Source organism: Haloarcula onubensis (assembly GCF_031624605.1).
GTDB classification, from domain to species: Archaea; Halobacteriota; Halobacteria; order Halobacteriales; family Haloarculaceae; genus Haloarcula; species Haloarcula onubensis.
Map to the genome: position 1 here is coordinate 245,462 of NZ_JAMQOS010000001.1, position 23,988 is coordinate 269,449.

Annotated in this window: 18 protein-coding genes; 12 read left to right on the forward strand and 6 right to left on the reverse strand. The window is 66.0% G+C overall.

Going from position 1 to position 23,988, the window contains the following annotated elements; genetic code table 11:
- Positions 1-85: 85 nt before the first annotated feature.
- The gene (locus tag NDI86_RS01310; protein ID WP_310898584.1) at positions 86-238 is read right to left on the reverse strand and encodes a hypothetical protein; all 153 of its coding nucleotides are present in this window, start codon (positions 236-238) and stop codon (positions 86-88) included.
- A 390-nt stretch (positions 239-628) separates the two neighbouring features.
- Between NDI86_RS01310 and NDI86_RS01315 the strand changes: the two genes are divergently transcribed.
- Entirely contained in the window at positions 629-2,545 is a 1,917-nt protein-coding gene (locus NDI86_RS01315) for an archaea-specific SMC-related protein (protein WP_310898585.1), read from the forward strand.
- Between the two features lies 1 nt (position 2,546).
- On the opposite strand, the gene rdfA (NDI86_RS01320) is transcribed toward NDI86_RS01315, so the two are convergent.
- Positions 2,547-3,143 (reverse strand): rod-determining factor RdfA, encoded by a 597-nt coding sequence (gene rdfA / locus NDI86_RS01320; RefSeq protein ID WP_310898586.1) that lies wholly within the window; start codon positions 3,141-3,143, stop codon positions 2,547-2,549.
- A gap of 645 nt (positions 3,144-3,788) precedes the next feature.
- Here rdfA (NDI86_RS01320) and rdfA (NDI86_RS01325) point away from each other — a divergent pair.
- Both rdfA (NDI86_RS01325) and NDI86_RS01330 read left to right on the forward strand, forming a co-directional pair.
- Positions 3,789-4,442 carry a rod-determining factor RdfA gene (gene rdfA / locus NDI86_RS01325; protein WP_310898587.1) on the forward strand — a complete coding sequence of 218 codons (654 nt, stop codon included), beginning with the start codon at positions 3,789-3,791 and terminating at the stop codon, positions 4,440-4,442.
- A 52-nt stretch (positions 4,443-4,494) separates the two neighbouring features.
- Positions 4,495-6,345, forward strand: a complete 1,851-nt coding sequence (locus NDI86_RS01330) for an archaea-specific SMC-related protein (protein WP_310898588.1) — start codon at positions 4,495-4,497, stop codon at positions 6,343-6,345.
- A 346-nt stretch (positions 6,346-6,691) separates the two neighbouring features.
- Here the strand turns inward: NDI86_RS01330 and NDI86_RS01335 are convergent, their stop codons facing one another.
- Genes NDI86_RS01335 through NDI86_RS01345 form a run of 3 tightly spaced genes read right to left on the reverse strand, consistent with a single transcriptional unit; the run spans position 6,692 to position 10,240 of the window.
- Entirely contained in the window at positions 6,692-7,450 is a 759-nt protein-coding gene (locus NDI86_RS01335) for an IclR family transcriptional regulator (RefSeq protein ID WP_310898589.1), read from the reverse strand.
- Between the two features lie 59 nt (positions 7,451-7,509).
- Entirely contained in the window at positions 7,510-8,661 is a 1,152-nt protein-coding gene (gene dgoD / locus NDI86_RS01340; protein ID WP_310898590.1) for a galactonate dehydratase, read from the reverse strand.
- Between the two features lie 46 nt (positions 8,662-8,707).
- Positions 8,708-10,240, reverse strand: coding sequence for an FGGY-family carbohydrate kinase (locus NDI86_RS01345; protein WP_310898591.1), 1,533 nt, complete (start codon positions 10,238-10,240; stop codon positions 8,708-8,710).
- Between the two features lie 147 nt (positions 10,241-10,387).
- Here NDI86_RS01345 and NDI86_RS01350 point away from each other — a divergent pair, with 147 nt between their 5' ends.
- Both NDI86_RS01350 and NDI86_RS01355 read left to right on the forward strand, forming a co-directional pair.
- The gene (locus NDI86_RS01350) at positions 10,388-11,728 is read left to right on the forward strand and encodes a class II aldolase/adducin family protein (protein WP_310898592.1); all 1,341 of its coding nucleotides are present in this window, start codon (positions 10,388-10,390) and stop codon (positions 11,726-11,728) included.
- The gene (locus NDI86_RS01355) at positions 11,728-12,528 is read left to right on the forward strand and encodes an inositol monophosphatase family protein (RefSeq protein ID WP_310898593.1); all 801 of its coding nucleotides are present in this window, start codon (positions 11,728-11,730) and stop codon (positions 12,526-12,528) included. The genes NDI86_RS01350 and NDI86_RS01355 overlap by 1 nt, the downstream gene beginning before the upstream one ends.
- A gap of 38 nt (positions 12,529-12,566) precedes the next feature.
- Here NDI86_RS01355 and glpK read toward each other — a convergent pair whose 3' ends face one another.
- Positions 12,567-14,051 (reverse strand): glycerol kinase GlpK, encoded by a 1,485-nt coding sequence (gene glpK / locus NDI86_RS01360; RefSeq protein ID WP_310898594.1) that lies wholly within the window; start codon positions 14,049-14,051, stop codon positions 12,567-12,569.
- A gap of 169 nt (positions 14,052-14,220) precedes the next feature.
- Between glpK and glpA the strand changes: the two genes are divergently transcribed.
- The 7 genes from glpA to NDI86_RS01395 all read left to right on the forward strand — a co-directional run bounded on the left by glpA (position 14,221) and on the right by NDI86_RS01395 (position 23,985).
- The gene (gene glpA / locus NDI86_RS01365) at positions 14,221-15,939 is read left to right on the forward strand and encodes an anaerobic glycerol-3-phosphate dehydrogenase subunit GlpA (protein WP_310898595.1); all 1,719 of its coding nucleotides are present in this window, start codon (positions 14,221-14,223) and stop codon (positions 15,937-15,939) included.
- Positions 15,929-17,305 (forward strand): glycerol-3-phosphate dehydrogenase subunit GlpB, encoded by a 1,377-nt coding sequence (gene glpB, locus NDI86_RS01370; RefSeq protein WP_310898596.1) that lies wholly within the window; start codon positions 15,929-15,931, stop codon positions 17,303-17,305. Before glpA ends, glpB begins: the two co-directional genes overlap by 11 nt.
- Positions 17,302-18,648, forward strand: a complete 1,347-nt coding sequence (locus NDI86_RS01375) for an anaerobic glycerol-3-phosphate dehydrogenase subunit C (protein WP_310898597.1) — start codon at positions 17,302-17,304, stop codon at positions 18,646-18,648. The genes glpB and NDI86_RS01375 overlap by 4 nt, the downstream gene beginning before the upstream one ends.
- Before the next feature lie 46 nt (positions 18,649-18,694).
- On the forward strand, positions 18,695-19,114 hold the full coding sequence (locus tag NDI86_RS01380; protein WP_310898598.1) for a GlcG/HbpS family heme-binding protein: 420 nt from the start codon (positions 18,695-18,697) through the stop codon (positions 19,112-19,114).
- A 107-nt stretch (positions 19,115-19,221) separates the two neighbouring features.
- Positions 19,222-19,935 (forward strand): ThuA domain-containing protein, encoded by a 714-nt coding sequence (locus NDI86_RS01385; RefSeq protein WP_310898599.1) that lies wholly within the window; start codon positions 19,222-19,224, stop codon positions 19,933-19,935.
- Positions 19,936-20,878: 943 nt separating this feature from the next.
- Positions 20,879-22,159, forward strand: a complete 1,281-nt coding sequence (locus tag NDI86_RS01390) for an ABC transporter substrate-binding protein (RefSeq protein ID WP_310898600.1) — start codon at positions 20,879-20,881, stop codon at positions 22,157-22,159.
- A 557-nt stretch (positions 22,160-22,716) separates the two neighbouring features.
- A complete protein-coding gene (locus NDI86_RS01395) occupies positions 22,717-23,985 on the forward strand; it encodes an ABC transporter substrate-binding protein (protein WP_310898601.1) in 1,269 nt (422 codons plus the stop codon).
- The last annotated feature ends 3 nt before the right edge of the window (positions 23,986-23,988 follow it).

Sequence of the window (23,988 nt, forward strand, 5' to 3'; positions counted from 1 at the left end):
GGTCGAGTACGGAAAACGGGTACACGTCGCCGCAGGCGTCTCGTCCCGCGCCGGACTTCGTCGGACCGCTCACCGACGACGGTCGTTACTTGTTGTAGCTGGTCGGAATCGGCACGACGCCGTGGAAGTCGAGGAGGTCCTCGACGACCGCCTCGATGCGGTCGAGGTTCGGCGGCAGCGTGACCGCAGGGAGGTAGAACTTCTCGGTCGGCTCGTCGGGCGTCTCGTTCGTTGGCATGCTTTCGTTCATCTCGTTTCTGTGTTGTGCCCCCATCATCATAGGGAGACGGGATGATAATTCCGCGTATTTATATGGGTAAGATATGCATGAACGTTCGTCATACTCTTTCTCGAGCGGCTACTGGCCGACCGGCGCCGCCACGGGGGCCGATGTAGTCACCTTATTATCATGCCATGGGAATATGCAACATGTTTTTATAGAGCAACTCCTTTAGCTGAGACCAGACCCGAGACATGTGCCGAATACACCCCCACAGAACCCGTAGCGGGCACGTGGCGGCCGGTCGCCCGGACGGGTGCGTATCGGGGTCGTTCGGACGTGACGGGGTCGGGTGGTCGTGCAGGCAGACAGCCGTCGCCGCGCGAGCGAGCGGACGAACTACGAGACATGGAGCACGAAACGAAACGACGGGACGGAGAGACGCATAGCCAGGTCCAGTTGCGAGTCGACAACGTCGGCGGTATCACCAGCGCCGAGGTCGCCGTCTCGGACGGAGTGACGCTGCTGTCGGGACGCAACGCGTCGAACAAGTCCTCGCTGTTGCGCGCGCTGGCCGGCGTGCTGGGCGGCCCGACACCGCCGCTGAAGAACGACGCCGAGACAGGGGGCACACACCTGCGCGTCGGCGACGCCGAGTACGACCTCGGCCTCGAACGCCGAGACGGCCGGACGGTCGTCGCTCGCTCGGACGTCTACGCCTCCTGTGACGAACTCTGTGAGCTGTTCGTCGCGCTCACGGAGTCGAACCCGATTCGGCAGGCCATCCTCGCCGGCGACGACCTCTATGACCTCCTGATGCGACCGGTCGACACGGCCGCGATACGGGCCGACATCCGTCGCCTGCGTGAGCGAAAGGACGACATCGACGCCCGGCTCGACGAACTGGACGCGATGGCAGACCGACTCCCCGGCCTCCGGACGCGCCGGGACACCCTCGCCGAGCGGCAGACGGAACTCGAATCGACGCTCCGGGCGAAGCGGGACGAACTCGAGGCCTTAGAGGACGACACCGGCGACATCGACAGCGAACTCCGGGACAGGCGCGAGGAGCGCAACGCGGTCCGAAACCGCCGCCGGACACAGGAAGACGCCATCGAATCCCTCGAGGCGGAACTCGACGACGTCACCGCGGAGCTGTCGACAGCGGAGTCGGCGGAGACCGACGCGTCGGTCGAGGACCTCTCCGCGGAACTCGACCGGCTCCACCGGCGCAAACAGGGACTGACCTCGACCATCAACACTCTCAGTCCCATCGTCGAGATGAACGCCAAGCTGCTCGACGGCGACCTCCCCGACGCGATGACGTCGGGCGACGTGGTCACGAAACTCGACCCCGACTCCCGGAGCGTCGACTGCTGGACCTGTGGGAGCACGGTCGACGAGGCACAGATAACCGACCAGGTCGAGACCATCGAGGCGCTCGTCGGCGAGAAGCGAGCGGAGCGCGACGAGGTCGCCGAGCGCATCCAGACGCTGACGGACCGACGGCGGGAACTCGAGAGCCGCGCCGACCGCATCGAACGGCTCCGGGAGCGTCGCGACGACATCGAGGCCGAACTCGACGAGCGCCGCGAGACGCTCGACGCCCTCGAATCGGAGCTGCGGGAACTGGAAGCGGACATCGAGGAACTCCAGCGAGCGGCCACGGACGACCCGGAGCGTGAGGCGCGGCTGAGCGAGCTCTACGACGACATCAGCGACCTGGAGTACGAGCGCGGGCGTGTCGTCACCGACCTCGAAACCGTCGAGGCGGAGATCGAGGAGATAGAGTCCGAACTGGTCGCTCGCGGCGACATCGAGGCCGAGCGCGAGTCGGTCGCGGCCGACCTGCGGGAGCGCCGCGAGCACATCGAGACCGTCGAAGCGGACCTCGTGAGCACGTTCAACGAGATGATGCAGGCGGTGCTCGACGCGCTCTCCTACGACGCCGTCGAGCGCATCTGGCTGGAACGACAGTCGGCGGACCACGCCTCGGACACCGCCTTCGAACTCCACGTCGTCAGAGCCACCGGCGAGGGGAGCGTCTACGACGACACCGTCGACAGCCTGAGCAAGAGCGAGCGGGAGGTCATCGGGCTCGTCGTCGCGCTGGCCGGCTACCTCGTCCACGACGTGGGCGAACAGGTCCCGTTCCTCGTCGTCGACGCCGTCGAGATGTTCGACGCCGACCGCATCGACGGGCTGATGGACCTGTTCGGCGAGCACGCCGAGTACGTCGTCGCGGCCGTCCTCCCGGAGGAGGCCGACGAACTCGCCGAGGCCTACGAGACCGTCTCGACGGAGACTTTCGCCGGGAAACCCTGAATCAGCCGTCCGTACAGGAACAGCCGCCCTCGTCGAGGAGCACGGAGAACGTGTACTCGTCGTTGCACTCCGCACAGGCCACCCGGACGCTCACCGTCACAGCGGGGGCTCCAATCGAGAGCGCCCCCTGACCGGCGAGCCGTTCGATGGTCCGCAGGGCGACCGACTCGGTGCGCGAGACGAGCTTGTGGACAGTGTTGCGCGCGTCCGTGACGGTGAGGCTGCTCTCGCGGGCGGTCCCCACGTCGAGACAGTCGTTGAGGTGGGTCCGGACGGTCTGGTAGCTCACGAAGTCGTCGCGCAGGGCGTCCGGGTCCACGCCGTTCCGACGCAGCTTCGACGCCGCGTCGACCCGTTTCCCCGCGGTGACCTCGTCGTCGGTCAGGAGCCGGTACAGGTTCGCGGGCTCGCCGTCGATGGTCTCCATCCCCGACGCCGCCATCGCCGCCCGCAGGACCGCTCGGTTGAAAAACGTCTCGAGGTCCCGCAGGCTCTCGCCGTCGGCCCACCGGTCCTCGAGGCGCTCGTCTATCGTGGTCAGTCCCCGCCGCTGTGCGACACTGTCTATCTTGCACCCATCGCCGACCTGTCCTGCCATCGCTGGACAGCTACGTGAGCATCCTATATATACGGCCGGACCGACTGCCCGCGTCGGCGGCTCTCCCCACGCTGTCTTTTCCGGCCTCGGGGCGGCTCGATACCCTCGACGGAATCGAGTTCCGGGCCTGTCGACGGCTCCGGCATCGCTCGACGGGCTCGGTAGATATGATTGGAACACTACAACTACTACTGAATACTAGAAACGTTATATATTAATACGCGGTCGCCCGTTCACTGAGAGAGATACGGCGCGTCCGTCGGCTGAAACGGTCACTGGCGGCTTACCGGCCGGGGACGGTCGGCTTCACCGCCGCTCTCACCGATGTCCTCGTCCCAGCGTGAGAGCTACCGCTATCGCTACAGGTCGGTCTCTTCTTCGGTCCGAGAATTCGGCGTTCTGGCCGCTTTTCGTGTGGGATTTTCGCGGTATCGAGATGCTCTCGTTCCGTCAGTCCGTCGCTGCTGGGCCGGACTCCGTTCCGCCAGCGGACAGTCACGGTGTCTCACTCGAAGGAACATATATCGAATTGATGTGATATACTAAGATACGACACTTACTGCTGGCGGTGACAGCCCGGCCGGTGTCGACGTCCGACCGGCGGCACGAACAATCTTTATTCGCATCGGCGCGTTGACTCCCCGTATGGATGCGTGCTGCAAGGTCGGCAGAGCGGTCGAGAAATACCAGCTTCATCGCGCCATCGGCGAGCAGAGCATCGACGAGTATCTGGTCGCGCGGTGGTCGGGCCGGGGCGACTACTCGGCGACGGGGCTCCGTCCGCTCAAAGACTGGTTCAACCACCGGCTGCTCAAACAGGTGTACACCGAACACGGCCGGAACGCGCTGGACACGCGCGTCGAGTCGGACTACGAGGCGCTGACAGACGACACGACGGCGCTCCCGTTGCTCGACGACCTGGCGGCGGACGGCATCGACGGCGAAGCGCTCCGCTCGGACTTCGTCTCGACGGCGACGCTCTACCGGCACTTCACGGAGTGTCTGGACGAGTCCAAATCCGACGACACCGCGGAACCGTCGACGTCCGACTGGGAGGTCGACAAGATAGCGTACGCGAAGGACATCGTCCGGACGAACGTCGAGGAGAGCCTCCGCTCGCTGGAGAACAAACGCCGGCTCCCCAGGGGTTCGGACGCGGAAATCAAGACCGACATCGTCCTGGGCTGTCCGGACTGTTCGACGCAGGTCGGCCTCGAACGGGCGCTCGAACGGGGGTACGTCTGCGACGAGCACATGGGGCCGGAGCCCGAATCGTCGACCGTCGAGGAGAACGCGTAGCGGGCGCCGTTTACAGTGGTTTGATATGCTTGGTTCCACTGGTTAGCATACGATGTGGGATATCACCGTTTCGAATATCGCGGGCATTCAGGCGGCCGACGCCACGCTGGCGGACGGGCTCAACGTCGTGCAGGCGTCGAACTTCATGGGCAAATCGAGTTTCATGAGCGCCCTCCAGACGGTCATGGGGACGACCGGGCTGTACGGCGACTCGCACCCGCTCACCGAGGGCGCTACGGAGGGACAGGTGACTCTGGAGACGGCCGACGACGACTACGAGGTGCGACTGCGGCGGACGGAGTCGGGCGCGATTGCGCGCGAGGGGACCCCCGTCCTGTCCGACGAGACCGACCGGACCTGTGCCCGGCTGTTCGCCTTTCTGGGCGAGAACAACCCGATTCGCGCCCGCGTCCGAAACGGCGAGGACATCACGTCGCTGTTGCAGGCGCCTCTCGACATCGAGAACATCGACGAGCAGATAGCGACGCTCAGACAGCAGCGAGCGGCGACGGAACGACAGCTAGAGGAGGCCGAACAGGCGGCGTCGAACATCCCCTCGGTGACGGAGGCTATCACCACGCTCGAAAGCGAACTCGAGGAGCTCCGCGAGCGACGGGACGACCTCGCCGAGCGCGCCGCCGCGGAGTCGTCGGCCGATACCGCCGCGAGCGACGATATCGCGGACCACCGGAGCCAGTTGCAGGCGACCGAACGGACGATTTCGCGGCTGGACAAGCAGATCGAACGGACCGAAACACAGCTCCAGTCGAAGCGGGACGAGCTGGCGGCGCTCGATATCCCCGACGAGCCGTCGGTGACGGCAGACATCGAGGAGAAAGAAGCCAAGATAGAGACGCTCGACCTCCGGATAGACCTGCTGGAAGGGCTCCACCGGGCGAACCAGCGCGTTCTCGAAGAGGACGAAGTGGAACTGGTGTCGTCGGTCGAGCGCGGTCTCGTGGCGGACGAAATCGGTTGCTGGGTCTGTGGGGCCTCGACGGCGAGCGACGACATCGAGGCGAAACTGGCGTCGATGGCGGACCAGCTCGACTCGCTACGGGAGGAGCGAACGGCGCTCCAGGACGAAATCGCCACTATCGAGGCCAGAAAAGAGGAGATAGAGCGCAAGCGACGCCGCGAGACAGAACTGGAGGACACCATCGGCGGCCTCAGAGCGGACCTCGACGAACTCAGGAGCGACCACCAGCAAGCCCTGGACCGCAAGGAGCGACTGACCGACGAACTGGACGCGCTCAGGGAAGCCGCCGCGGAGGCGGAGACCGAAGTGAACGAGGAGCTGACCGACGTGAAAGCGGAGATACGGACCCGGGAAGACGAGCTCGCCGAACAGCGCTCCCGGCTTGACGCCCTGGAGGACCAGCGCGACGCCGCCGACGACTTAGCGGAGCGGAAGGAGGAACTCGATACGGAGATCAGGGAGCTGCGCGACCGGAAGACCGAGAAACAGTGGGAACTGAAAGACCAGTTCGACACGGCGATGACCGACGCCATCGAGCGGTTCGCGCCCGGTTTCGACGGCGCCAGGCTGAACGTCAAGACCGACCAGCGAAACGAGATCGAGGCGTTCGAACTCGTCATCGCGCGTGACGGGCGGGAGACGGAGATCGGCAATCTGAGCGAGGGCGAGCAGGAACTCGTGGGCATCCTCGTCGCGCTGGCCGGCCACCGGACCTTCGACGTGGGCGAGCGGGTCCCCGTGGTGTTGCTCGACGGCATCAGTCAGCTGTCGGCGGAGAACCTCCGACTCCTGACGGAGTATCTGGCGGACACGAGCCCGATTCTCGTCACGACCGCCTACCCCGAGGCCGGGGAGTTCGGCGGCCACCGGATATCGCCCGACAGCTGGCGGACCATCTCCGACGGCGAGCCGTCGACCGCGTAGCCGGTAGATGAAACAGCATAACGCTGTTTCAGAAACGGCGGGACGACGACCCCATTTGAAACGGCTTAAGCCTGTTTCAACACGCCCGGCGCCGGTACTCTCCCCGCTCGTTCTGCCCTGCCGACACGACGGCCGCCCGTCGAACTGTGTTTACCAATACTGAACGATAGGCGACCATCGCACACCGAACGGGTCGGCCGACACCGGTCGTCACGAGGGCCATGTGACGCGCTGCTCCGTAATTTGTGTTAACACCTGCCAGACACGATGGGCTCCGGACCTGCGCGTCTTCAGGCCGAAACCCCGTTTCGGGCCGCGCTATCGTTCACTATTACTGAATGCGGGGTCACTGTCGGCGCATCTCCTGTCGGACTTTGTTCGCCGCGCTCACGAGCAGCCCGGGGATGTCCTGCTGGAACTGTTTCCCGGACAGACTGCCGTCGTCGCTGGCGACGAAGATGCTGCCCACGAGCGAGCTATCGGAGAACCCCGCCGCCAGTCCGCTCGCCTCGGTCTGCCACTCCTTGCGGTCGGCGGCCACGCCGCGCGTGCGGACTTGGTCTAGCTGGTCGCGCAGCGCGGACTCGTCCGCGAGCGTCTCCGGCGTGAACTGCTCGTACTCGACGGTGTCGAGGACGTCGTCGAGCCGGGACTCGGACAGTTCGGCGAGTATCGCCTTGCCCGGCGCGCTGGCGTGGAGCGGGAGCCGCTGGCCGCTCTCGACTGACAGCGTCCCCGTCCGCTGTCCGCCGGTGCCGTACAGGCAGATGACCTCGTCGCGTTCGAGGACCGCGAGCCCGGCGGCCAGCCCGGAGCCGTTCGAGAGCCGGTCGACTTCCGCTCTCCCCGTCCGGTAGAAGGGGACGCTCGCCCGCACGCTCGTACCTATCTCCAGAAATCGGAGGCTGACGCGGTACGTTCTGTCTTCTTTGACGACGAGGCCCAACCGTTCGAGCGTCTGCAGATGGTTGTGGACCGAGCTCTTCGAGAGGTCGAACTCCCTCGCGATTTCGGTCAGCGGTGCCGTCCCCAGCTCCAGCACTCGCTCCAGAACGCGGACGCTGGTCGCGGTGGCTTTGACGCGCGTGTCCGGCCTATCGTTCATGATTAATACACTCCGTTCTCGGCACATAAGTTTGTTCACTATTACTGAACGGCCGCGCGTCACCACTCGGCGATGCTGCCGTCGTCGTGGTACCACGTCGGGTTCTGCCACTCGATACTGGCGCCGGACTTCTCCCGCAGATACGCCTCGTCGATGTCGATACCGAGTCCGGGCCTGTCAGGGGGTGTCGCGTAGCCGTCGTCAAAGCTGAACGCGTCTGGTTCGCTCAGATACTTCAACAGTTCGTTCTCCGACGGCGCGTGGATGTTGAGGTTCTGTGCCTGGACGATGGCGTTGGGCAGGGTGATGTCGAGGTGGAGACAGGAGGCCAGTGATACCGGTCCCAGCGGACAGTGCAGCGAGACGAGGACGTCGCGGCCTTCGGCCGCGGTCGCGATTTTCTGTACCTCGGAGATACCGCCGGCGTGGGACGGCGAGGGCTGGACGACGTCGACCCCGTCGACTACCGCCGCTCGATTGAACTCCCAGCGCGAGTACATCCGCTCGCCCATCGCGAGGGGGACGCTGGTCTGTCCCTGGAGACGCGGGAGCCGGTCGACGTTCTCCGAGAGGACGGGCTCCTCGAAGTACATCGGGTCGAACGGCTCCAGTTCCGCGGCGACCCGCCTGGCCATGCCGCTGTTGACCCGGCCCCGCAGGTCGACGATAACGTCCACGTCGTCCCCGACGGCCTCGCGGACCGCCCCCACGCGGTCGGCCGCCTGTCTGACCGCCGCCGGCGTGTCCAGCGGGCGGAGCTGGGAGACGGCCGCGAGCTTCACCGTCCGATAGCCGCCCTCGACGGCTTCCGCCGCGGCGTCGGCGACGGCGGCCGGCGTCTCCCCGCCGACCCACTGGTAGACGCGGACCTTGTCCCGGGCGCGACCGCCGAGCAGGTCGTACACCGGCGCGCCGTAGTGTTTCCCCTTGATGTCCCACAGCGCCTGGTCGATGCCGCCGATGGCGCTCATCAGAATCGGCCCGCCCCTGAAGTGCCGGCCCCGGTACATCCCCTGCCAGTGGCGCTCGATTTCGAGCGGGTCCTTCCCGAGGAGGTACTTCTCCAGCATCTCGGTCACCGCCGCTCGCGTCGTCCTGGCGTGGCCCTCGATGATTGGCTCGCCCCACCCGGCGATGCCCGCGTCCGTCTCGAGTTTCAGAAACACCCACCGCGGCGGGACCTCGAACAGTTCGTAGCCAGTTATTTGCATGCCCCAACCACCGGCTGGGGCGACAATAAAGCTGTGTGGGCGGGCGTCAGGGCGTCGGCGCCGTCGCCTGCTTCTCGCGGAGCCGTTTCAGGGTGTCCATGCGCTCGTCCCAGACGTCGAACATCATCTCGTAGGACTCGCGGTAGAACGAGTACCACTCGTCGTACTTGGGGACGTTCTCCGCGTTGGGTTCGAAGCGGTCCCCGTAGGTAACTGTCTGGTCGACGGCGTCCTCGAGGTCGTCGTACTCGCCCAGCGCGACGCCGACCATCAGCGCGACGCCTTTCGCGCCCAGTTCGTCGCCGCCGGGCAGGACGATGGGGGCGTCCAGACAGTCGGCGAACATCTGACACCAGAACTCAGAGCGGGAGCCGCCGCCGCTTATCATCACGCGGTCGGATTCCACGTCGATGTGCTCGAAGGAGTCTTTCATCGCCAGCGCGACCCCCTCGTAGATGGCCCGCATCAGGTGCTTCTGGGAGTGCTCGGGCGAGAGCCCGATGAACTGCGCCCGGGCGCTGGTCTTGAGGAACGGGTGGCGTTCCCCCGACGTGCTGAGATACGGGTGGTACAACAGTCCGTCGGAGCCGACGGGGACGTCCTTTATCTCCTCCTCCACGTCGGCGTACTCCCGGTGGTTGGCGATGTTGTCGTACGACCAGTCGATGTTGGGCGTGCCGGCCATCGACGCCATCGAGCGCAGATAAAAGCCCTCGTCGACGGCGAGGGTGAACCCGCGGCCGTGGAGTTCGTCGGGCGCCTCGGTCAGGACGGTCTGGTTGAGCGAGGTGGTGCCGACGATAGAGGAGCTCTCGCCGGGGCGGACCGCGCCGCTCCCGACCGCACAGGCCGGGATGTCGAAGGTGCCGGAGATGACCGGCGTCCCCTCGGGCAGGCCCGTCTCGACGGCCGCCTCGGCCGTGACCTCGCCGATGACGTTTGTCGGCGCTTCGAGCCGCGGGAGCATCTCCTCGATTCCCTCGGCGTCGGTCAGTTCCAGCACCTCGTCGGAGTACTCCATGGCCTCGACGTCGAGGAAGGGCAGCGTCGCGTCGCTGTAGTCCATCGTCCGCTCGCCGGTCAGCTTGTACTTCAGCCAGTCCTTGCAGTAGAAGACGGTGTCAGCCTCGTCGAGCACCTCGGGCTCGTTCTCGTGGAGCCACTGGATGATGGGAAGGGTGACGCCCGGGAAGACGTCGGTCCCTGTCACCTCCCGGATGGTGTCGGCGCGGCCGTCTTCGACCCACTCGTCGACGATGTCGGAGGCGCGGCCGTCAGACCAGAGGATGGCGTCCCGGACCGGGTCGCCCTCCTCGTCGATGAGCCAGCAGCCGTCGCCCTGGCCGGTGATGCCGATGCCCAGCACCTCGTCCTCGTCGTCGAGGTCGTCGACGACCCCGCTGATGACCGTCGCCGTCTTCTTCCAGTTGGTGGTCATGTTCTGCTCTTGCCACCCTGACTCGGGGTTCTCGACGGGGTTCTCGATGGTCGAAATCTCTACTTCGTCGCCGTCCAGGTCGTAGGCTGCGGCTTTGAGGTTACTCGTACCCGCATCTACGCCTATGAGCACGCGACTCATACAACTCACAAATCACTAAGCGCCGATATATAATTGTATGCATTTATCATACGCCTTTCAATAGGGCGACCGCTCGGTCGCCAGCGCGGCGTCACAGCGCTTGGCCCATCCCATAAACACTAGTACCCCCACTACGATATGGGGTGTATGCGGACCGAAGAAGCCAAAGCAGCAGTCAGTGAGCTGGGCCGCCGGATGCTCGACGACGGCCTCACGAAGGGAACGGGCGGTAACATCAGTGTCAAGACCGAGGACGGTACCGTCGCTATCAGCCCCTCGGGGATGGCCTACGACGACATCGGCGTCGATGACGTCCCCGTCGTCGACATCGACGGCGAACAGGTAGCGGGCGAGAAGAAGCCCTCCAGCGAGTTCCGGATGCACACGGACGTGTTGCGCGAGCGCGACGACGTGGGCGCTATCGTCCACAACCACTCGCCCTACGCCAGCACCTTCGCCAGCATCGACGAACCGGTGGAGGCCTCCCACTACCTCATCGCCTTCATCGGCGACGAGATTCCGGTGGCGTCATACGAGACATACGGCACCGCCGAACTGGCCGAGGTCGCCCTCGAGACGCTGGGCGAGGAGTACAACGCCTGTCTGCTGGAGAACCACGGCGTCCTCGCGACGGGCGCGACCGCCGAGAAGGCCTACGAGGTGGCGCTGATGGTGGAGTACTGTGCCCGCATCCACTACCAAGCTCGCTCCATCGGCGAGCCCGAACTCCTCTCCGACGGGGAGATAGACACTCTGTTAGAGCGGTTCGCGAACTACGGCCAGGTCGAGGAGGGCGACGAGCGCGCGAGTGTGTCGGCCTCCGGCGACGTCTCCGAGGACCGTCTGCAGGCCATCCGGCCCCAGCGCGAGGCCGTCGCCGACCACGGCCGGAAGATGCTCCACCAGGGGCTGACCGAGGGCACCGGCGGCAACATCAGCACGCAGGACGGCGACCTCGTCGCCATCAGCCCCTCGGGGATGCCCTACGACGACATCGACCCCGAGGACGTGGCCGTCGTCGACCTGGCGGGCGACCACGTCGCCGGCGAGAAGAAACCGTCCAGCGAGGTCCGGATGCACACCGGCATCCTCCGCGAGCGCGACGACGTGGGCGCCGTGGTCCACAACCACTCGCCCTACGCCAGCACCTTCGCCAGCCTCGGCCGGCCGGTCGACGCCTCCCACTATCTCATCGCCTTCGCGGGCGACCAGATTCCGGTCGCCGGCTACGCGACCTACGGCACGCAGGCGCTCGCGGACCTCGCTCTAGAGACGCTCGGCGAGGAGTACAACGCCTGTCTGCTGCAGAACCACGGCGTCGTCGCCACCGGCGAGACCGTCGCCGAGGCGTTCGAGGTGGCGCTGATGGTGGAGTACTGTGCCCGCATCCACTACCAGGCGCTCAACATCGGCGAGCCGTCGCTGCTGGCCGACGCCGAGATAGACACCCTGCTCGACCGCTTCGCGCACTACGGCCAGCAACACTGATGACCGACCGACGGGAGGTCGCGAAAGCGGCCGCCGAGCGCGGGGCGAACGTGGCCATGGACGCCTTCGAGACGGACGTGGCCACGCGGGAGAAAAGCGGCAAGGTCGACGTCGTCACCGAGGCCGACGAGGCCGCTCAGGACGCGGTCATCGAGGCGATTCGGGAGTCCTATCCCGACGAGCCTATCGTCGGCGAGGAGGGCGACCAGCGAAAGACGGTGCCCGAGTCGGGGCCCGCGTGGATAATCGACCCTATCGACGGGACGAACAACTTCGTCCACGGCGTGGGCCGCTGGGGTACCGCCGTGGCCTGCGTCGAAGACGGCGAGCCGGTGACGAGCGTCGTCACCGTCCCCGCACTGGACGAGCAGTACGTCGCCGACGCCGACGGCGTGTGGCTGAACGGCGAGCCAATCGGCGTCAGCGACCGCTCGGACCCGGACGCGTTCGTCGTCGCCGTGACGCTGCGGTACACGAACGGACTGCGCGAGGCGTACGCCGCGCTCGTGGGGTCGATTATCGAGTCGTTCGACCAGTTCCAGCGTGTCGGCTCGACGCAGTTCACGCTCGCGCTGCTGGCGCGTGGTAGCCTCGACGTGGTCGTCGGGCTGGGCGAGGCGAACCCGTGGGACACCGTGGCGGGCGTCCAGTTGATTCGACAGGCCGGCGGGACCGTCACCGACGTGTCCGGCGAGCCCTGGCGACACGACAGCGAGGGGCTGGTCGCGACCAACGGCGCCGCCCACGACGCCGTGCTGGGCCGACTGGCCGTCGACGGGACGGACGCCGAATCGGACTGAGCCCGCCTCAAGTCACCGCGACACGCGGCCCCCGGCGCTCAGTGCCACTGCCGCGAGAGTTCGACCGCCTCCCGCCACCGCTCGTACTGGGCGTCCATCTCCTCGGGGTCGGCCGCCGGTTCGAACCGCCGTTCGAGCCGCCAGCGGTCCCGAATCGTCGCCTGGTCCGGCCAGACGCCCGTCGCCAGCCCGGCCGCGTAGGCCACGCCCAGCGCCGTCGTCTCGAGCACTTCGCCGCGGTCCACGTCGACAGAGAGCACGTCGGCCATCCGCTGACAGAGGTAGTCGTTCTCGGCCATCCCGCCGTCGACGCGGATGGCGTCGATGTCGAGGCCGCTGTCGGCCCGCAAGGCGTCGATGGCGTCCCGCGTTCGGTAGGCGATGCCGTCCAGCGCGGCTCGCACCAGCGTCTCACGGCTGGTCCCGCGTTCGAGCCCGAAGATAGTGCCCCGGGAGGCGGGGTCCCAGTACGGCGTCGCCAGCCCCTGGAACGTCGGGACGAAGAACACGTCGCCCGGCTCGTCGGCGTCCCGGGCCATCGCCGCGGTGTCGGCGATGTCGTCGACGACGCCGAGTTCTTCGAGCCACGCCAGCGCCTGGCCGCCGGTGAATATCTCGCCCTCCAGCGCGTAGCAGGGCGCTTCGCCCGTCCGCTGGTAGCCGACGGTCGTGTTCGCCCCGTGTTCGCTGACGAGCATCTCCTGGCCGACGTTCATCTGCATCACGCAGGACGTTCCGACCGTGTGTTTCACCTCGCCGGGCTCGTAGCGCGCCTGGCCGAACAGCGCCGCCTGCTGGTCGCCCAAGACGCCGGCGACGGGAATCTCGGCGTCGAGGAACCCGTCGGCGTCGGTCGTGCCGTGGTAGTCCTCGTCGATGGACGGCCGAACTTCGGGCAGCATCTCGCGGGGGACGCCGAACTCCTCGAGCAAGGCGTCGTCCCACGTGAGCTCGGCGATGTCGAACAGCATCGTTCGGGAGGCGTTGGTCACGTCGGTGACGTGCTCGCCGGTGAGGTTCCAGACGAGCCACGTGTCGATGGTCCCGAACAGCAGTTCGCCCGCTCTCGCCCGCTCGCGGGCGTCCTCGACGGTGTCCAGAATCCACTCCAGTTCACCGGCGGAGAAGAAGGGGTCCGGTTCCAGCCCGGTGGTCTCCCGTATCTGGCCTTCCCAGCCGTCAGCGACGAGTCGTTCGATGCGTTCCGTGGGGCGTTTGTCCTGCCAGACGATGGCGTTGTAGACGGGGTCGCCCGTCTCGCGGTCCCAGACTATCGTCGTCTCGCGCTGGTTCGTGATACCCAGGGCCTCGATGTCGGCCGCGTCGGTGCCGGTCGATTCCAGCACCTCCCGTAACACCGCCTGGGTGTTCTCCCAGATTTCCGTCGGGTCGTGCTCGACGTGGCCCGGTTCCGGGTAGTACTGTTCGTGGTCTCGGGACGCGCTGGCGACCTGCTGGCCCCCCTCGTCGAACAGGTAACACTTCGTCGCCGCGGTCCCCTGGTCGATGGCACCGATTAGCATGACTCGGAAACACCATCCGCAGTTTCTTATCAGCGAGATATAATTATTCGGGTGGGCGGCCCGCCGTCAGGCGCCCGGGGGCGCTCCACACTCGTCCGCCGATTCGCTCGTTACCGAGCGTTCCCACACAACAATAATTATAGTACCGGCCTCCTAACCGTGATAGCATATGAGCCAGTCAGTCGTCGTTATCGGCGGCGGAGCCACCGGTACGGGCACCGCCCGTGACCTCGCCATGCGGGGATTCGACGTGACGCTCGTCGAGCGGGGCAACCTCACGGAGGGGACCACGGGCCGGACCCACGGGCACCTCCACAGCGGCGGCCGGTACGCCGTCTCCGACCAGGAGAGCGCCATCGACTGTATGCAGGAGAACCGCATCCTCCACGACATCGCCGGCCACTGCATCGAGGACACCGGGGGGTTGTTCGTCCAGTTGGAGGGCGACTCGGACGAGTACTTCCAGAAGAAGCTGGAGGGGTGTGCGGAGTGTGATATCCCGACGGAGGTCATCTCCGGCGAGGAGGCCCGCCGCCGGGAGCCCTATCTCACGGAGGACGTCGAGCGGGCCATCTGGGTTCCCGACGGCGCCATCGACCCCTTCCGTCTGGCCGTCGCCAACGCCGCCGACGCCGTCTCCCACGGCGCGCGCATCGAGACCCACGCCGAGGTGGCCGACCTGCGCGTCGAGGACGGCCGCGTGACCGGCGTCGAGTTCGAGCGACAGGGGCCGAACTACCTGGGCGAGGGCAACGAGGGCGACCGCGAACTCGTCGAGAGCGACTACGTCGTCAGCGCCACCGGCGCCTGGGCGGGCCAGCTGGCGGCGATGGCCGACATCGAACTGGAGATGGCCATCTCGAAGGGCGCGATGGTGGTCACGAACGTCCGGCAACTCGACACGGTCATCAACCGCTGTCTCCCCAAGGGCGAGGGCGACACCATCATCCCCCACGAGACGACGGTCCTGCTCGGCGCGAACGACGACCCGGTCGACGACCCGGACGACTACCCCGAGGAGCAGTGGGAGGTCGACATGATGATAGATATCGCCTCTGAGATGGTTCCCGCGGTCGAGGACGCCAGGATGATTCGCGCCTACTGGGGGGTCCGCCCGCTGTACGACCCGAACCCCGAGGCGGACAAAGACCCGGGCGAGGTGACGCGGAACTACTTCGTACTGGACCACAGCGAGGACGGCGTCGACGGCTTCACCTCTATCGTCGGCGGAAAGCTCACGACGTACCGGGAGATGGCCGAGTCGGTGACCGACCACGTCTGTGAGCAACTGGGCGTCGACGCGGTGTGTCGCACGGCCGAGGAACCGCTGCCGGGCAGCTCGGACCCGGCCGCGCTGGACGCCCACATGGACGAGTTCGACCTGCGCTCGCCCATCGCCCGGCGCAGCGGCCAGCGACTGGGCGACCGCGCCCCCGAGGTACTCGACGTCGACGGCCCCAACCCGACGGTGTGTGAGTGCGAGGGCGTCACCCGCGCGGAGATACGGGACGCCATCGAGGGGTGTGGCGCGGACCTAAACGGCGTCCGCCTGCGAACGCGGGCGTCGATGGGCAACTGCCAGGGGGGGTTCTGTACCCACCGGATGGGCGCCGAGCTGTTCGACGAGTTCGGGCAGCCGACCGCGAGAGACGCCATCGACGAGCTCTACCAGGAGCGCTGGAAGGGCCAACGGCACACCCTCTGGGGCGAACAGCTCTCCCAGGCCATGCTGAATCACATGCTCCACGCGACGACGATGAACCACGACGCCGACCTCGCCGTCACCGGCGACGAGGTGGACTTCGCCGCCTTCGACGGCGGGGTCGAAGTCGGCGGCGACTCCGGAGCGGCCGACGTGGCCGCCGACGGAGGGCGACATGGCGATTGAGTGCGAGGTACTGGTGGTCGGGGGCGGACTGGCGGGAATCACGGCCGCGATATCGGCCGCTCGCGACGGGGCGGACGTCCGGCTGGTCTCGCACAAGAAATCGTCGCTCAGGCAGGCCTCGGGACTCGTCGACGCGCTGGGCTACGTCCCGCCGGCAACCGACATCGACGACCAGGCCGACTACATCTCACAGGCGCGCAAGGACTTCCGCGAGGTCAGGGCGAACCGGGGCGAGTACCGGGGGCCGCTGGAGACCCCCTACGAGGGAATCGACGACCTGCCCGACACCCACCCCTACTCGCTGGTCGGCGCGGACGCGCTCCGGGAGGGACTGGCGCTGTTCGACGACCTCACCGGCGAGGCGTACCTCGGCGGCCACACCGACCGCAACGCGCTGGTCCCGACCTTCGGCGGTTCGCTCAAGCCCACGGCGCGGTACCCGCGGGCCGCGGCGGCGGGACTGGCGAGCGACGACCGCCCGATGCTGGTCGTCGGCTTCCGGTCGCTGACGGATTTCGACGCGGGGCTGGTCGCGGAGGCCCTCGCGGCGGCCGGCGTCCCCTTCCCGGTCGAGGGCGCCGAGGTCCCCTTCGCCGAGTCGTTCCCGGCCGACGCGAAAGTGACACGGCTGGCGAAGGCGCTCGACCACGACGAGGTCATCGGTCGGAAATCGGCGCGAGCGGCCCTCGCCGACGCGGTCGCCCTGCACCTCGACGGCGCCGAACGGGTCGGCTTCCCCGCCGTGTTGGGCGACGACCACGCCGACGAGGTGCGGGCCGACCTCGCCGACCGACTCGGGGCCGACGTGTTCGAACTCCCGATGGGACCGCCCAGCCTCCCCGGCCTCCGGCTCGAAGACCGGCTCTACGCCGCCCTCGACGACGCCGGCGTCCGCTTCGAGACCGGGAACCCGGTCGTGGGGTACGAGACCGACCGGAGCGGCGACCGCGTGGCGTCGGTGCTGGTCGAGCGGAAGGGGCGGGACGTGCCCTACGCCGCCGAGTCGTTCGTCCTCGCGACGGGCGGCCTCGTCGGGAAGGGTATCGCGTCCGACCGAGAGCGGGTCCGCGAGCCGGTCTTCGACTGTCACGTCCCCCAGCCCGATGACCGCTACGACTGGTTCGTCGACGACGTCTTCGGCGACCAGCCCTACGCCCGCTTCGGCGTGCGGCCCGACGAGTCGATGCGCCCCCTCGACGCCGACGGAAGCGCCGAGTTCGAGAACCTCCACGCGGCCGGGGCGGTGGTCGGCGGGGCCGACGTAGCCCGCGAGAAATCGGCGAGCGGCGTCTCGCTGGCGACCGGCGTGGTCGCCGGCCGGGAAGCCGCCGAGCGACCTGCGATGTCGACGGAGACACACAGATGACACCAGACGACGACATATCAGACCCAGACGTTGAGCGCGCGACGGACGGCGGGGTGAGCGCGGGCGCGGTCGACGAGCGCCCCTCGTCCGAGACGGAGTTCGTGGACGTCTTCGAGGAGGGCGACCTCGACCTGCGGGCCGGCGCCGACAACTGCTACAAGTGTACGACTTGCGACATGTCCTGCCCGGTCGCGGAGGTCGACGAGGAGTTCCCCGGGCCGAAGTTCCAGGGCCCCGAGCAGTGGCGCCTGAAACGCAAGGAAGACGAGGACATCGACGACTCCATCATGTCCTGTTCGAACTGTATGCGCTGTGACTCGGCCTGTCCCTCGGGCGTGCCGCTCTCCCAGATGCACAACGAGGCCCGCGGGGAGTACGTCGACGAACAGATGTCGACGCTGTCGACGGAGTACTGGCGCAACCGCATCCTCTCGAACTACCGTACGTCCGCCGCTATCGCCAGCAAGGTGCCCCGCCTCGCCAACTGGGCGATGAACTTCGGTCCGGCCCGCTGGCTCATGGAGCGGACGCTGGGCGTCACGAAAGAGCGGGAGTTCCCAGATTTCGCCACGGAGACGTTCCGCGAGTGGTGGACGGAGCGGGGCGGCGCCGCCGTCGAGAACCCCGACAAGCGGGTGGCGTACTTCCACGGCTGTTACTCCAACTACAACACGCCGGAGGTGGCGAAGTCGATGGTCCGGGTGTTCGAACAGTTCGGCTACGAGGTCATGGTCCCGCCCCAGGGCTGTTCGGGTACACCGATGTTCGCCAACGGGATGCTCGACGACGCCCGGCGCCACGCCGAGACCAACGTCGCGGAGCTGGCCGCGGCCATCGACGACGGCGCCGACATCGTCGCCTCCTGTACGTCGTGTTCGCTCTCGCTTCGCCAGGAGTACCCCGAACTGTTCGATATCGACCGTATCGAGGACGTGGCCGAGAACACCTTCGAGGCCATGGAGTACCTGCGCATCTACGAGGATATCGAGGGCGAGTTAGCCGACGCCGAACTCGGCGGCGAAGCCTTTGCTTACCACGGCCCCTGTCACGCCCGCAATCAGGGGCTGCACCGCCAGGCGGTCGAGTTGTTCGACGACGTGGACGGCGTCCTCGTCGAGGACGTGGGCGACTCCTGCTCGGGCATCTCTGGCACCTACGGCTGGAAGGAAGAGAAGTACGAGAAGTCGATGACCATCGGCGAGGAGATGTTCGAGCATATGGACCACGCCGAGGGCGACGTGGGAATGACCGAGTGTCCCACCTGTGCGATGCAGATGGAACACGGCACCGGCTACGAGATTCGCCACCCCCTCGAACTGCTGGACGACGCGCTCGTCCGGTAGCCCGAGACGGGGGCTTTATCTGGGGTGGCTGAGACGGTTTAGGTGCATGGTCGAATCCATCCCCCTGGAGACAGCGGTGTCTCTCATCGAAGCGGCAGAGGAGCGCGCCGAGGAGATAGACAACCCGATGGTCGTCTGCGTGGCTAACAGCGAGGGGAACCTCATCGCCCAGCACCGCATGGACGGCGCGTGGCTGGCCTCGGTGAACATCTCGAAGAACAAGGCCTACACGTCGGCCGCGCTGGACATGCCGACCCACGCGCTCGCCGAACCGTCCGAGCCCGGCAACTCGCTGTACGGGCTCGACACCCGCGACGAGGGCCGGATGGTCGTCTTCGGCGGTGGCTACCCGCTGGAACGGGACGGCGAGGTCGTCGGCGCTATCGGCGTCTCCGGCGGCGAGGTGTCCCAGGACCGCGACGTGGCCGAGGCCGGCGTCGCACGCTGGGACGAACTGAACGAGTAACGCGAGCGAAGCGAGCGTACGACAGCCGGGGCCGTCAGCGACGGCTGTGAGGCCGAGAGCGCTGGTTCCGGCGATACTTTTAGCGTGGTGCCTGCGAAAGCCAGGGTATGGTGTCGGTTACCATCTGGAACGAGTACATTCAGGAGCGCGCCGAAGACGACGTCGACGCCGTCTACCCCGACGGTATCCACGCCCCCATCCGCGACGCACTGGCGGCGGCGGGTCACGAGGTCCGCGTCGCGACCTACGCCGAACCCGACCACGGCCTGACGCCCGACGTCCTCGACGAGACGGAGGTGCTCGTCTACTGGGAACACCGCGCGCACGACCACGTCGACGACGCGGTCGTCGACCGCATCTGCGAGCGCGTCTACGACGGGATGGGCTTTATTCCGCTGCACTCGGCGCACTTCTCGAAGCCGTTCAAGCGGCTCATGGGGACGCCCTGTTCGCTGGACTACCGGGAGTCGGCCGAGCGAGAGCGGCTCTGGACCGTCGACACCGGCCACCCCATCGCCGACGGGCTGGACGAGTCGTTCGTCCTCCCGGAGACGGAGATGTACAGCGAGCCATTCGCGGTGCCGGAACCCGACAGGCTGGTCTTCGTCTCGTGGTTCGAGGGCGGCGAAGTGTTCCGTTCGGGCTGCTGTTACCGGCGCGGTAACGGCCGTATCTTCTACTTCCGGCCGGGCCACGAGACATACCCCGTCTACGAGGAACCGGTCGTCCACGAGGTGCTCGACAACGCCGTCCGGTGGGCCGCGCCGCGGACCGACGCGCCCGTCGCCCGCGACAACAGCGCCGTCGAACCGGCCGAGTAGCGCCTCGCGTCGCGTGCCCGGTGCCGGTCGCCGGTTTCACGACGGAGTCCCCTCTCGGTGGCGACTCACCACAGTGACGAGGGCACCGGCACTCCCACGCCCGGGAGAGCCTGATTTGTGCCCGTGGAGCGACATCGCCGTGCCCACCCACATACGGGCACACTCTACAAATATATAATATTTAGATACTATATGAAAGCTAGACATGTCTGTTGCCAACCTGGCTGACTGGCCGACAGTGACCGCGCCCGCAGCGCCGTTCGACGAAAGGGGGCACAGACCGTCGCAGAGCCGTCAGGTCGAGGAAGCAGTGATACGGCGCCGAGGCGTGGGAGACGAACCTTCTCCGAGCGACTGGGACTCGAGAAACTTCAGAGGACCTCTCTATCACCTGTAATCGGCTGTCTTTCCCGGACGCACCGTCGGTGTACATCGGTTGCGATATTCACATAGGCGACACTGAATCGAAGTATCTGAAAAATTATAGAAACTCGAAAATAATGATTACTGACATGATACCGAACGAACTGATGCGGCCGACGCGTGGCCCGTTGGGTCGGCACCCAAGCGTCACCAGGCTGACTGTGAGAGCGAGCCGGCGTGCACCGGACAGTCCGCGTTCAGCAACGAGATAGGCTCATACTGAAATCACGACAGCACGTGCGGACGACTCCTGCATTTATTGCCGCGAATGTGGGTATCGTCTATGACTAACGGACGTAACTAGGTACTGTTCGCGTAAAAATAACGTACCGTAGACAAACCTCGTAACGGAGCGAACGAATGTGCCTCTGAGCTATTGCTTCTCGGTATCTCCCTGTTCTACTACCACAGTTTTTAATGTACATAATTCGCTAGTATGTGTGCGTATGTCTATCAGTCGCAAACAAAGCCGCTCGGACGGCTCGCTAACCACAGACGCGACTCGAGAGGTTATGGCGCGATGACGGGCAAGGACGCCGAGTCGGCGCTCTCCCGCCGCCGGGTCCTGCAGGGGGCCGGGGCCGCCGCGGTCGCCGGGCTGGCCGGCTGTGGCGGCGGCGACGGTGGGGACTCTGGGACCAACGAAATCGAACTACTCCACGCCTGGTCTTCCGGCGACGGCAACGCCGCTATCGAGGCGCTCATCGGGGGGTTCCAGGAGGCCCATCCGGACATCGAGTTCGCCGAGGAGCCGGTCAACGGGGCCGCCCGCTCGAACCTCGACCAGGTCATCCAGAACCGACTTCAGGCCAGCGACCCGCCGAGCACGTTCCAGACCTGGCCGGGCAAGACTCTGGAGAAGTTCGGCGACTCCTACGCGGACATCGAGGGCGATGTCTGGAACGACGACCTGAAGAACAACTACCTGGAGGGTCCCCAGGCGGAGGCGCAACTCGACGGCACCTACGTCACGGTGCCGATCAACATCCACCGCATCAACAACCTGTTCTACAATCAAGCAGTCGTCGACGAGGCCGGCGTCGACCCCGAATCGTTCTCCCAACCGAGCGACGTGGTCGACGCCTGTGCTACCATCGCCGAGGAAACCGACGCCGTTCCGTTCGCCCAGCAGACCAGCGGCGTCTGGTCGACGACCCAGCTCTGGGAGACCAACCTGTTGGCCGAGGGTGGTGTCGAGGGCTACGAGGCGTTCATCAACGGCAATGGCAACCGATCGGATGTCACGGCCGCGCTCGAAACCATCGTCGACCTGACGGAGTACTACCCCAGCGACTCCTCCTCTATCAGCTTCACGGAGGCCAACACGATGGTGATGGACGGCAACGCCGCGTTCATCACCCAGGGTGACTGGGTCGGTGGGGCCTACAGTAACAACGACGAGTTCAACTACGGCGAGCAGTGGGGACAGGTGACTTATCCCGGGACGGAAGGCCACTACCACCTCAACATGGACTCGTTCCCCTACATGGCGAACAACCCCTCGCCGGAGGCGACCAAGACGTTCCTCAGCTACTGTGGGACTGCGGAAGCACAGATACTGTTCAACGAGAAGAAGGGGTCGATTCCGCCGCGGAAAGACGCCGACGTCTCCCAGCTCAACCAGTTCCAGCAGGACCAGTACGAGGACTTCACCAACGCCGATAGCACGCCGCCGTCCATCGAGCACGGGCTGGGCGTCACTCCCCCGGTCAAGACGAACATCAGTTCGGCGTTCAGCGGCTTCCTGGAGGACTACGATGTCGGCGCGACCGCCGACGCACTCCTCGACGCGTTCAACTGAGTCGACACGTCCGAACGTATGCGAACTCACTGACTGCAGGCGGTCCGCACCTGCACTGTAACGGCCGCTGCTTCGAGTGCAGACGGCCAAGACGCCGCGTCAGGGTCAGTGTGCTCTAATTACAATCCTGGTCGTGACGGCTCGCGGTCGCATCACTCTCCCGTCAGTAGGGACAGTGGGGCTGTCGGCGGGTGTCGCTCAGAATAGACCTCCTGAACTGTCGCTGTCGGAAGCCCACTCGCAAAATCAAGTTATACTAAAATCGCAACATCGTCTGGAAACGAAACTCGTGTTTGTTGCCGCAACTGGAGCCATCCCCAATGATTAATATGTTTCAATTAGGTGTGTTGTAAACGAAAATAATGATATAATCCGGTCTCTAATGGCCAAACAGGCAGTTTTGTCTCTAACATACCACTCTTAGCGGACTAGCAATTCTACTATCCCAATTTTTAATGCACATGTTCAATATTGTACGACTGTATGATATCCAGTCACAAATCTATCCGTTCGACTGAAGCGCTGATTCCAGACACGAAGCCACCGGAGCTGACACGATGACGGACCGCGAGGGCGTCTCCCGCCGTCGGGTCCTGCAGGGCGCCGGTGTCGCTGCGGTCGCCGGACTGGCCGGCTGTGGCGGCGGCGGTGGGGAGTCGGGCACTAACAGTATCGAACTGCTCCACGCCTGGTCGGAGGGCGACGGCAACGCGGCCATCGGTGCGCTCATCAAGGGGTTCCAGGAGGCCCACCCCGACGTCGAGTTCGCCGAGGAGCCGGTCAACGGGGCCGCCCGCTCGAACCTCGACCAGGTCGTCCAGAACCGACTCCAGGCCAGCGACCCGCCGAGCACGTTCCAGACGTGGCCGGGCGAGACCCTGAGTAAGTTCGGCGACGCGTACGAGGACATCGAGGGCGACGTCTGGAACGACGACCTCAAGAACAACTACCTCGAGGGGCCAAAGACACAGGCGCAACTCGACGGCACCTACGTCACGGTCCCGCTGAACATCCACCGCATCAACAACCTGTTCTACAACCAGGACGTGCTGGACTCGGCCAACGTCGACCCCGCGTCCCTCTCCAGCCCGAGCGACGTCGTGGACGCCTGCGAACAGGTCGCACAGAACACCGACGCCGTCCCGTTCGCCCAGCAGACCAGCGGCGCCTGGTCGACGACCCAGCTCTGGGAGACTATCCTGCTCGCCGAGGGCGGTATCGACGGCTACGAGTCGTTCATCAACGGCAACGGCAACCGCTCCGATGTCAAGGCGGCGCTCGACTCCGTCGTCGAACTCTCGGAGTACTACCCTAGTGACGCGTCCTCTCTCAGCTTCACCGAGGCCAACACCCTGGTGATGGACGGCAACGCGGCGTTCATCCACCAGGGCGACTGGGCCGCCGGCGCCTACAGCGGCGCCGACGGCTTCAACTACGGCGAGCAGTGGGGACAGGTCACCTACCCCGGGACGAGCGGGAGCTACCTCCTGAACATGGACTCGTTCCCGTACCTGGCGAACAACCCCTCGCCGGAGGCGACCAAGACGTTCCTCAGCTACTGTGGCAGCGCCGAGGGACAGGTGCTGTTCAACGCCGAGAAGGGGTCGATTCCGCCGCGGAAAGACGCCGACGTCTCCCAGCTCAACCAGTTCCAGCAGGACCAGTACGAGGACTTCAACAACGCCGACAGCCAGCCCCCGTCCATTCAGCACGGCCTGGCCGTCTCGCCGGCTATCGCGACGAACATCGGCTCGGCCTTCAGCGGCTTCCTGGAGAACTACGACGCCGGCGCCACCGCCGACGCCCTCCTCGACGCGTTCAACTAAGCG